Here is a 10,708-nt window from a genome sequence, read left to right on the forward strand (position 1 = left end):
CTGGTAGTCTGTGCGGTGGCCGTTTGTGTACGCGTTCCCGGTCTCACTCTGGGGACAGCGCCCATCGGACCTTCGCCTCCGAGTCACGGAAGCTCCCCTGAGATCAAGACCAGGGGCACTCGTGGGCGCATCGAACATCAAGAGGAGTACGCGTGCCGCTCGACGCCGCTACGAAGAAGCAGATCATGTCCGAGTTCGCCCAGAAGGAGGGTGACACCGGTTCCCCCGAGGTTCAGGTCGCCATGCTCTCCCGCCGGATCTCGGACCTGACGGAGCACCTCAAGACGCACAAGCACGACCACCACTCCCGTCGTGGTCTGCTGATCCTGGTCGGCCAGCGTCGCCGCCTCCTGCAGTACCTGGCCAAGAAGGACATCCAGCGCTTCCGTGCGCTCGTCGACCGCCTCGGCATCCGCCGCGGTGCGGCCGGCGGCGCCAAGTAAGCACGCTGTGAAAGGGAGCGGTGCCCACTTCCAGGGGGCCGCTCCCTTTGCTGTACGTGCGCTACCGGGGGCAACCTCAGTAATCTGGACGTACGCACCACCGCACCACCGCACCAACTGAACGCACGAGGAGAAGCGCGCTCCCGCAGCCGCCGGTCCTCGGTAGTGGCACCCGGGAAAGAACGCCCGGGGGCTTCGATCGAAGACCGGCCCGCACACCAGGTGCGCTTCTCCACGCACCGTCCTCCGCCACACGGGCGGCAGGACGAAAGACGACGAGTATGGAGAAATCACTAGTGGAGAACGAGACCCACTACGCCGAAGCCGTGATCGACAACGGCACCTTCGGCACCCGCACCATCCGCTTCGAGACGGGCCGCCTGGCCAAGCAGGCCGCCGGCTCCGCCGTCGCGTACCTGGACGACGACACCATGGTGCTGTCGGCCACCACCGCCTCCAAGCGGCCCAAGGACCAGCTCGACTTCTTCCCCCTCACGGTGGACGTCGAGGAGCGGCAGTACGCCGCCGGCAAGATCCCCGGCTCCTTCTTCCGCCGCGAGGGCCGCCCCTCCGAGGACGCGATCCTCACCTGCCGCCTGATCGACCGGCCGCTGCGCCCCTCCTTCAAGAAGGGCCTGCGCAACGAGATCCAGATCGTCGAGACGATCATGGCGCTCAACCCCGACCACCTGTACGACGTGGTCGCGATCAACGCCGCCTCCTGCTCCACGCAGCTGGCCGGCCTGCCCTTCTCCGGCCCGATCGGCGGCACCCGTGTCGCCCTGATCAAGGGCCAGTGGGTCGCCTTCCCGACGCACACCGAGCTCGAGGACGCCGTCTTCGACATGGTCGTCGCGGGCCGCGTCCTGGAGGACGGCGACGTCGCGATCATGATGGTCGAGGCCGAGGCCACCGAGAAGACCGTCCAGCTGGTCAAGGACGGCGCCGAGGCCCCCACCGAGGAGGTCGTGGCAGCCGGTCTGGAGGCCGCGAAGCCCTTCATCAAGGTCCTCTGCAAGGCGCAGGCCGAGCTGGCCGCCAAGGCCGCCAAGCCGGTCGGCGACTTCCCGGTCTTCCTCGACTACCAGGACGACGTCCTGGAGGCCCTCACCAAGGCCGTCTCCACCGAGCTGGCCAAGGCGCTCACCATCGCCGGCAAGCAGGACCGCGAGGCCGAGCTCGACCGCATCAAGGACATCGCGGCCGAGAAGCTCCTCCCGGCCTTCGAGGGCCGCGAGAAGGAGATCTCCGGTGCCTACCGCGCGCTGACCAAGAAGCTGGTCCGCGAGCGCGTCATCAAGGACAAGGTCCGCATCGACGGCCGCGGCGTCACGGACATCCGTACGCTCGCCGCCGAGGTCGAGGCCATCCCGCGCGTGCACGGCTCGGCGCTGTTCGAGCGTGGCGAGACCCAGATCCTGGGCGTCACCACCCTCAACATGCTCCGCATGGAGCAGCAGCTGGACACCCTCTCCCCGGTGACCCGCAAGCGCTACATGCACAACTACAACTTCCCGCCGTACTCCGTCGGCGAGACCGGCCGCGTGGGCTCGCCCAAGCGCCGCGAGATCGGCCACGGAGCGCTCGCCGAGCGCGCCATCGTCCCGGTCCTGCCGTCGCGCGAGGAGTTCCCCTACGCGATCCGCCAGGTCTCCGAGGCGCTGGGCTCCAACGGCTCCACCTCCATGGGCTCGGTCTGCGCCTCGACCATGTCGCTGCTGAACGCCGGTGTGCCCCTCAAGGCCGCCGTCGCCGGTATCGCCATGGGCCTCATCTCCCAGGAGATCGACGGCAAGACCCACTACGTCGCCCTCACCGACATCCTCGGTGCGGAGGACGCCTTCGGCGACATGGACTTCAAGGTCGCCGGTACGAAGCAGTTCGTGACCGCACTCCAGCTCGACACCAAGCTCGACGGCATCCCCGCCTCGGTCCTGGCCGCCGCGCTGAAGCAGGCCCGTGACGCCCGTCTGCACATCCTGGACGTCATGAACGAGGCCATCGACGTCCCGGACGAGATGTCCCCGAACGCCCCGCGGATCATCACCGTCAAGATCCCGGTGGACAAGATCGGTGAGGTCATCGGCCCCAAGGGCAAGATGATCAACCAGATCCAGGAGGACACCGGCGCCGACATCACGATCGAGGACGACGGCACCATCTACATCGGTGCCCAGCAGGGCTCGCAGGCCGAGGCCGCCCGCGCCACGATCAACGCCATCGCCAACCCGACCATGCCGGAGGTCGGCGAGCGCTACCTGGGTACGGTCGTCAAGACCACCACCTTCGGTGCCTTCGTCTCCCTCATGCCCGGCAAGGACGGTCTGCTGCACATCTCGCAGATCCGCAAGCTCGCCGGTGGCAAGCGCGTGGAGAACGTCGAGGACGTGCTCGGCGTCGGCGCCAAGGTCCAGGTCGAGATCGCCGAGATCGACTCCCGCGGCAAGCTCTCCCTGATCCCGGTCGTCGAGGGTGAAGAAGACGAGAAGGACGACGCCTCCAAGTGACGTCCCGTAGTTCCGTGACGACGGCCCGCGCCTCTTCGAAGGCGCGGGCCGTCGCCCGTACCCAAACGCTTCTCAAGGGCACCAACGGCATCGGCACGGTCCGCCGTACGGTGCTCCCCGGCGGTCTCCGTGTCGTCACCGAGACCCTGCCCTCCGTACGCTCCGCCACCTTCGGGATCTGGGCCAACGTCGGCTCGCGCGACGAGACCCCCACCCTGAACGGCGCGACCCACTACCTCGAACACCTCCTCTTCAAGGGCACCGGCCGGCGCAGCGCCCTGGACATCTCCTCCGCGATCGACGCGGTCGGCGGCGAGATGAACGCCTTCACGGCGAAGGAGTACACCTGCTACTACGCGCGGGTCCTCGACACCGACCTGCCGCTCGCCATCGATGTCGTCTGCGACATGCTGACCGGCTCGCTGATCGACGCCGAGGACGTCGACGCCGAGCGCGGCGTCATCCTCGAAGAGATCGCGATGACCGAGGACGACCCGGGCGACTGCGTGCACGACCTGTTCGCGCACACCATGTTCGGCGACACCCCCCTCGGCCGCCCGGTCCTCGGCACCGTCGACACGATCAACGCGCTGGACCGGGGGCAGATCGCCCGCTTCTACAAGAAGCACTACGACCCGACGCACCTGGTCGTCGCCGCCGCCGGCAACGTCGACCACGCCACGGTCGTACGCCAGGTCCGCAAGGCCTTCGACCGGGCCGGGGCGCTCTCGCGCACCGACGCCGAGCCGATGGCCCCCCGCGACGGCTCCCGTCTCCTGCGCACCGCCGGCAAGGTGGAGGTCGTGAACCGCAAGACCGAGCAGGCGCACGTCGTCCTCGGGATGCCGGGTCTCGCCCGTACCGACGAACGCCGCTGGGCGCTCGGCGTGCTCAACACCGCCCTCGGCGGCGGCATGAGCTCGCGCCTCTTCCAGGAGGTCCGCGAGAAGCGCGGCCTGGCCTACAGCGTGTACTCGTACACCTCGGGCTTCGCCGACTGCGGCCTCTTCGGCGTGTACGCGGGCTGCCGCCCGAGCCAGGTCCACGACGTCCTCAAGATCTGCCGCGACGAGCTCGACCGGGCCGCGACCGAGGGCCTCGGCGACGACGAGATCGCCCGCGCCATCGGGCAGCTCTCCGGTTCGACGGTCCTCGGCCTGGAGGACACCGGCGCCCTGATGAACCGCATCGGCAAGAGCGAGCTCTGCTGGGGCGAGCAGATGTCCGTCGACGCGATGCTGGCGGAGATCGCGGCGGTCACGCCCGACGACGTCCGCGCCGTCGCCGCCGACCTCCTCGGACAGCGCCCCTCGCTCTCCGTCATCGGCCCGCTCAAGGACAAGCAGGCGAACCGCCTCCACGAGGCCGTGTCCTGAGACCGTTCCGGGCCTGACGGCCCGTACCCACCCCGTTCGATTCAAGGAAGCAGAGCACATGAGCAAGCTGCGTGTGGCCGTCATCGGCGCCAAGGGCCGCATCGGATCGGAAGCGGTACGGGCCGTCGAGGCCGCGGACGACCTGGAGCTGGTGGCCGCCCTCAGCCGGGGCGACGCGCTGGAGACCCTCACGGACGCCGGCGCCGAGGTCGCGGTGGAACTCACCAGCCCCGACGCCGTCATGGACAACCTGGAGTTCTGCGTACGGAACGGCGTCCACGCCGTCGTCGGCACCACCGGCTGGACCGACGAACGCCTCGCGCGGCTCAACGGCTGGCTGGAGGGCTCCCCCGAGACCGGCGTGCTCATCGCGCCGAACTTCTCCATCGGAGCCGTCCTCACCATGAAGTTCGCCCAGGCCGCGGCCCCCTGGTTCGAGTCGGTCGAGGTCGTCGAGCTCCACCACCCGAACAAGGCCGACGCACCCTCGGGCACCGCGACCCGGACGGCTCAGCTCATCGCCGCCGCCCGCGCCGAAGCCGGACTCGCGCCGCAGCCGGACGCCACCGCGACCGGTCTCGAGGGGGCCCGGGGCGCCGACGTGGACGGCGTCCCCGTGCACTCCGTACGGCTGCGCGGGCTCCTCGCGCACCAGGAGGTGCTGCTGGGCGGCGAGGGCGAGACCTTCACCCTGCGCCACGACTCCCTGCATCACAGCAGCTTCATGCCCGGCATCCTGCTGGGAGCCCGCCGTGTGGTCACCACCCCCGGCCTCACGTTCGGGCTGGAACACTTCCTCGATCTGAACTGACGGTCCCTGCCATGCGCGCAAAGATCTCGTACATCGTCACCGCCGCCGTCCTGGTCTTCTACTTCGTCCTGGCCGGCAGCAGGGGTCTGCTCCTCATCCGGCACGGCACCCTGATCACGGTCACCTTCGGGGTGGCGGTGCTCATCCTGCCGGTGATCGGCATCTGGTTCCTCTGGAAGAACACCCAGTTCGTCCGGCGGGCCAACGCCCTCGCCGCGGAGCTGGAGGCCGAGGGCGGGCTCCCGGTCGACGAACTCGTCCGCACCCCGTCCGGCCGGATCGACCGGGATTCCGCCGACGCCGTCTTCGCCCGCCGCCGGGAGGAGACCGAGGACGCGCCGGACGACTGGCGCTGCTGGTTCCGGCTGGCCGTCGCCTACCAGGACGCCCGCGACACGCCCAGGGCGCGCAAGGCGATGCAGCGTGCCATCGCCCTGCACGCACACAAGCCGGTACGCGCCGCCTAGACGGCACGTACCGGCTTGTGGACCCCGGATCACCGGGGGTGGTGCTGGACTGGACCGCCTCGAACGGAACGAACGGGCAGCGGCGCGTCAGCGCCGGTACTCGTCCGCCCACGCCTCGACGGCGTCGGTGGCCCGGTCGAACGCCTCGGACCGGGACAGGAAGTCCGCGTCGTGGTCCGTCATCAGCGGCGGCAGCGAGCCGGCGCCCCGACGGGCCACGACCAGGGCCTGGCCCTGCACGGTCCTGGGCAGTCCGAGCCACCTCACCGGCTGCTGGACCGTACGGACCGTACCGATCCGGCTCCACGCCACCGTGGTGGTGCGGAAGAAGCCGACACGGCGTACACCGTGCCGGCTCACCCAGGCGCCCACACGCAGCAGCCGCAGCGCGCAGGCGATCACCACCGCGGCGAGCGTCATGCAGAGCAGTGCGCCCGAAGGCTCACCGGCCACACCGATGATCATCGCTGCGAACAGGACGAACGACGACAGCAGCAGCAGTCCCGCCGCCGCCGAGACCCGCCAGGGTCCGGGACGGTAGGGCCGCCGCCAGCTGTCGTGGTCGTCGAACGGCAGCGCGACGTCCTCCGCACCCGCGTCGAACGCGCGGTCGGCCGTCAGGAAGGGCAGGGGCACGACTGATCCTCACTCACAAGCACGCTCGTTGTTGCTGTGCCCGGTGAGGCTACCGACGGGTTCCCGCTGCTACCACCCCAGGGGGCCGTACGAGTCAGCGGTCCTGGGACGCCTCGGACCTCTGGTGGTGCGCGGGTGCCTGGTCGGGGTCGAGGGCGGGGAGCCCGAAGAGGAGCGAGCCCACGAGGCCCGCGACGACGACCAGCCCCACGAGGGAGCGGCCCGCCAGCTCGGAGACGCTGGCGCGCTGCCGGGGAGGCGGAGTGACATTGCTGCGGAACCGCTCGGCCTCGGCTACGAACGAGAACGGGACGGATTCACGCCGGCGGAACATGAGGAAAATCTCCTTCGGACTGTGGGGAAGGTGCTGCTGCAGTGTCAGACGCGCGGAACGCCGGATCGGTGCCCCCTTTTGCCGACCCTTCGGAGTTTTCCCCGGACCGAGCCCGGTACGCGGCCCCGTAGAGTGGACGCCGCCCGAGCGAAGCAATTGGAAGGACCCCGCCGGTGACCGACACCCCCGAGCCCGCGAAGCCCAGTTTCCGCAGCGATGTCACCGTTGAACTGGTGAAACACGCCGCAGGCGATGCCGACGTCCTGTTCGCCGCCCGCGTCTCGACCGCGGGGGAGCAGTCGCTGGACGAGGTCACCAAGGATCCGGCGCGTTCCAAGGGTCTCATCAATTATCTGATGCGCGACCGTCACGGCAGCCCTTTCGAGCACAACTCGATGACGTTCTTCATCAGCGCCCCGATCTTCGTGTTCCGCGAGTTCATGCGGCACCGGGTCGGCTGGTCGTACAACGAGGAATCGGGCCGTTACCGGGAGCTCCAGCCGGTCTTCTACGTCCCCGGAGAGTCCCGCAAGCTCGTCCAGCAGGGCCGCCCCGGAAAGTACGAGTTCGTCGACGGCACCGCCGAGCAGGCGGAGCTCACGGGGCGCGTCATGGAGGACTCGTACCGCCAGGCGTACGAGGCCTACCAGGAGATGCTCGCCGCCGGCGTCGCCCGCGAGGTGGCCCGGGCCGTCCTGCCCGTCGGCCTCTTCTCGTCGATGTACGCCACCTGCAACGCGCGCTCGCTGATGCACTTCCTCGGCCTGCGCACCCAGCACGAGCTGGCGACCGTCCCGTCCTTCCCGCAGCGCGAGATCGAGATGGTCGGCGAGCAGATGGAGGAGCACTGGGCCCGCCTCATGCCCCTCACTCATGCCGCCTTCAACAAAAACGGACGGGTAGCCCCGTAGGCGGTGTCCGTATTGCGGCGTTTCGTGAAGTTCATCTAGGCTGATCAAACGGACCCGGCACTGCTTGAACCCCCGAGCAGGCAGTGCCGGGTTCCAAGATCGACGTCCCCCGAGGGGACATCCCGGGCCGAGCAACGAGTAGCGTGTTACCCATGGCTCCGATCTCCACTCCGCAGACCCCCTTCGGGCGGGTCCTCACCGCTATGGTCACGCCCTTCACGGCGGACGGCGCACTCGACCTCGACGGCGCCCAGCGGCTCGCGACCCATCTGGTGGACGCGGGTAACGACGGTCTCGTCGTCAACGGCACCACCGGCGAGTCGCCCACCACCAGTGACGCGGAGAAAGACCAGCTCGTACGAGCCGTACTCGAAGCGGTCGGCGACCGCGCCCACGTCGTCGCCGGCATCGGCACCAACGACACCCGCCACAGCGTCGAGCTCGCCCGCGCCGCCGAGCGCGCCGGAGCCCACGGACTCCTCGCGGTCACCCCGTACTACAACAAGCCCCCGCAGGAGGGCCTGTACCGGCACTTCACCGCGATCGCCGACTCCACCGGCCTGCCCGTGATGCTCTACGACATCCCCGGGCGCAGCGGCGTGCCGATCGAGACCGAGACCCTCGTCCGGCTCGCGGAGCACCCGCGGATCGTGGCCAACAAGGACGCCAAGGGCGACCTCGGCCGCGCCGGCTGGGCCATCGCACGCTCGGGTCTCGCCTGGTACAGCGGTGACGACATGCTCAACCTCCCGCTGCTCTCGGTGGGTGCCGTGGGCGTCGTCTCCGTCGTCGGCCACTTCGTCACACCGGACCTGCGCGCGCTGGTCGACGCCTACTTCGGCGGGGACGTCCAGAAGGCCAAGGAGATCCACCAGAAGCTGCTCCCGGTCTTCACCGGGGTGTTCCGCACCCAGGGCGTCATCACCACGAAGGCCGCCCTCACCCTCCAGGGCCTCCCGGCCGGCCCGCTGCGCCTCCCGCTGGTGGAACTCACCGCGCAGGAGACGGCACAGCTCAAGGTCGACCTGGCCGCCGGTGGGGTAGAGCTGTAACCACAGACTTCACAACTGAATACGCGAGACAACCGCATACGCGAGGACAGCTCGCACGCGTTCATCCCCCTGACAACAGCAAGTGCACGAATGACACACGCGCCACGTGCCCAAGCGGTACGTGGCGTGCGTGGTAAGGAGAGTCTTTTGAGTCATCCGCATCCCGAACTCGGTACGCCGCCGAAGCTCCCGAAGGGCGCCCTGAGGGTCACCCCCCTCGGCGGCCTCGGCGAGATCGGCCGCAACATGACGGTCTTCGAGTACGGCGGACGCCTGCTCATCGTCGACTGCGGCGTCCTCTTCCCCGAGGAGGAGCAGCCGGGCATCGACCTGATCCTGCCGGACTTCACCACGATCCGGGACCGCCTGGACGACGTGGAGGGCATCGTCCTCACGCACGGGCACGAGGACCACATCGGCGGTGTGCCGTACCTGCTGCGCCTGAAGCCGGACATCCCGCTGATCGGCTCCAAGCTCACGCTCGCGCTGATCGAGGCGAAGCTCCAGGAGCACCGCATCCGCCCGTACACCCTGGAGGTCGTCGAGGGACAGCGGGAGCGCATCGGCGTCTTCGACTGCGAGTTCGTCGCGGTCAACCACTCGATCCCGGACGCCCTCGCGGTCGCGATCCGCACCCCCGCGGGCATGGCGGTGGCCACCGGCGACTTCAAGATGGACCAGCTCCCGCTGGACGGCCGGCTCACCGACCTGCACGCGTTCGCGCGGCTCAGCGAGGAGGGCATCGACCTCCTCCTCTCCGACTCGACCAACGCCGAGGTCCCGGGGTTCGTCCCGCCGGAGAAGGACATCTCCAACGTCCTGCGCACGGTATTCGCCAACGCGCAGAAGCGGATCATCGTGGCGAGCTTCGCCAGCCACGTCCACCGCATCCAGCAGATCCTGGACGCGGCCCACGAGTACGGCCGCCGCGTCGCCTTCGTCGGACGCTCGATGGTCCGCAACATGGGGATCGCCCGTGACCTCGGCTACCTCAAGGTGCCGGCCGGGCTCGTCGTCGACGTCAAGACGCTCGACGACCTCCCGGACGACGAGGTGGTGCTGGTCTGCACGGGTTCGCAGGGCGAGCCCATGGCCGCGCTGTCGCGCATGGCCAACCGCGACCACCAGATCCGCATCGTCCAGGGCGACACGGTCATCCTCGCGTCGTCGCTCATCCCGGGCAACGAGAACGCGGTCTACCGCGTGATCAACGGCCTGACCCGCTGGGGTGCCAACGTCGTCCACAAGGGCAACGCCAAGGTGCACGTCTCGGGCCACGCCTCGGCCGGCGAGCTGCTGTACTTCTACAACATCTGCAGGCCGAAGAACCTGATGCCGGTGCACGGCGAGTGGCGCCACCTGCGGGCCAACGCCGAACTGGGCGCGCTGACGGGTGTCCCCAAGGACCACATCGTCATCGCGGAGGACGGCGTGGTCGTCGACCTCATCGACGGCAAGGCGAAGATCGTCGGCAAGGTGCAGGCCGGTTACGTCTACGTGGACGGCCTCTCCGTCGGCGACGTCACCGAGACCTCCCTCAAGGACCGCCGCATCCTCGGCGACGAGGGCATCATCTCGGTCTTCATCGTGGTCGACACCAACTCCGGCAAGATCGTGGGCGGCCCCCACATCCAGGCCCGGGGCTCCGGCATCGACGATGCGGCGTTCACCGCCGTCGTGCCGAAGATCGAGGAAGCCCTCAACAAGTCGGCCCAGGACGGCGTCATGGAGCCCCACCAGCTCCAGCAGCTGATCCGCCGCTCGGTGGGCAAGTGGGTCTCCGACACCTACCGCCGGCGCCCGATGATCCTCCCGGTGGTCGTCGAGGTCTGATCCTCACGGACCGTCCGACTGGAGCGGGGTGCCTCGATTTGCATCGAGGCACCCCGCTCCAGTACGTTTGGCTCTCCGCCGAACGGGAAGCAGCACGCGCACTTGTGCGCGGAGGCCACCCGGATCGGAGCGGAAATTCCGACTCAGAATCTCTGATAACGTCGGATCCGCCGAAAGGCAAAGGCCCTCGACTGGCCGCCGGAATTACTTATCGGACCGGAAACGGAACGAAAAAGAGTCTGGTAGAGTCGGACTCGCCGGAAAGGGAAACGCGAAAGCGAAGAACTGGAAAGCGAAAACCGCTTGACCCGCTTCGACCGGGAATCGGACACGAAACA

At 68.8% G+C, this 10,708-nt stretch carries 10 protein-coding genes; 8 read left to right on the forward strand and 2 right to left on the reverse strand.

Going from position 1 to position 10,708, the window contains the following annotated elements; all coding sequences use genetic code 11:
* Nucleotides 1-152 precede the first annotated feature (152 nt).
* The 5 genes from rpsO to ACFWEE_RS25745 all read left to right on the forward strand — a co-directional run bounded on the left by rpsO (nt 153) and on the right by ACFWEE_RS25745 (nt 5,604).
* A complete protein-coding gene (gene rpsO, locus ACFWEE_RS25725) occupies nt 153-443 on the forward strand; it encodes a 30S ribosomal protein S15 (protein ID WP_003965855.1) in 291 nt (96 codons plus the stop codon).
* Between the two features lie 296 nt (nt 444-739).
* Nucleotides 740-2,950, forward strand: coding sequence for a polyribonucleotide nucleotidyltransferase (locus tag ACFWEE_RS25730; RefSeq protein WP_386892524.1), 2,211 nt, complete (start codon nt 740-742; stop codon nt 2,948-2,950).
* Entirely contained in the window at nt 2,947-4,326 is a 1,380-nt protein-coding gene (locus ACFWEE_RS25735; protein WP_386892512.1) for a M16 family metallopeptidase, read from the forward strand. Before ACFWEE_RS25730 ends, ACFWEE_RS25735 begins: the two co-directional genes overlap by 4 nt.
* Before the next feature lie 58 nt (nt 4,327-4,384).
* Nucleotides 4,385-5,137, forward strand: a complete 753-nt coding sequence (gene dapB, locus ACFWEE_RS25740; RefSeq protein WP_386892514.1) for a 4-hydroxy-tetrahydrodipicolinate reductase — start codon at nt 4,385-4,387, stop codon at nt 5,135-5,137.
* 11 nt (nt 5,138-5,148) lie between these two features.
* Complete coding sequence (locus ACFWEE_RS25745) at nt 5,149-5,604, forward strand: hypothetical protein (RefSeq protein ID WP_386892515.1); 456 nt, start codon at nt 5,149-5,151, stop codon at nt 5,602-5,604.
* 87 nt (nt 5,605-5,691) lie between these two features.
* Here the strand turns inward: ACFWEE_RS25745 and ACFWEE_RS25750 are convergent, their stop codons facing one another.
* Together ACFWEE_RS25750 and ACFWEE_RS25755 are read right to left on the reverse strand one after the other, a co-directional pair.
* Nucleotides 5,692-6,240 (reverse strand): hypothetical protein, encoded by a 549-nt coding sequence (locus ACFWEE_RS25750; protein ID WP_386892517.1) that lies wholly within the window; start codon nt 6,238-6,240, stop codon nt 5,692-5,694.
* Between the two features lie 94 nt (nt 6,241-6,334).
* Nucleotides 6,335-6,574, reverse strand: a complete 240-nt coding sequence (locus tag ACFWEE_RS25755; protein WP_327178308.1) for a hypothetical protein — start codon at nt 6,572-6,574, stop codon at nt 6,335-6,337.
* A gap of 173 nt (nt 6,575-6,747) precedes the next feature.
* Between ACFWEE_RS25755 and thyX the strand changes: the two genes are divergently transcribed.
* The 3 genes from thyX (at nt 6,748) to ACFWEE_RS25770 (ending at nt 10,370) form a co-directional block, all read left to right on the forward strand.
* Entirely contained in the window at nt 6,748-7,485 is a 738-nt protein-coding gene (gene thyX / locus ACFWEE_RS25760) for an FAD-dependent thymidylate synthase (RefSeq protein ID WP_386892518.1), read from the forward strand.
* A gap of 152 nt (nt 7,486-7,637) precedes the next feature.
* Nucleotides 7,638-8,537: a 4-hydroxy-tetrahydrodipicolinate synthase gene (gene dapA / locus ACFWEE_RS25765; RefSeq protein WP_386892519.1), complete on the forward strand. Its 900-nt coding sequence runs from the start codon at nt 7,638-7,640 to the stop codon at nt 8,535-8,537.
* 147 nt (nt 8,538-8,684) lie between these two features.
* Nucleotides 8,685-10,370 carry a ribonuclease J gene (locus ACFWEE_RS25770; RefSeq protein WP_386892521.1) on the forward strand — a complete coding sequence of 562 codons (1,686 nt, stop codon included), beginning with the start codon at nt 8,685-8,687 and terminating at the stop codon, nt 10,368-10,370.
* The last annotated feature ends 338 nt before the right edge of the window (nt 10,371-10,708 follow it).

The sequence above is a fragment of the Streptomyces sp. NPDC060184 genome (assembly GCF_042728795.1).
Classification (GTDB): Bacteria; Actinomycetota; Actinomycetes; order Streptomycetales; family Streptomycetaceae; genus Streptomyces.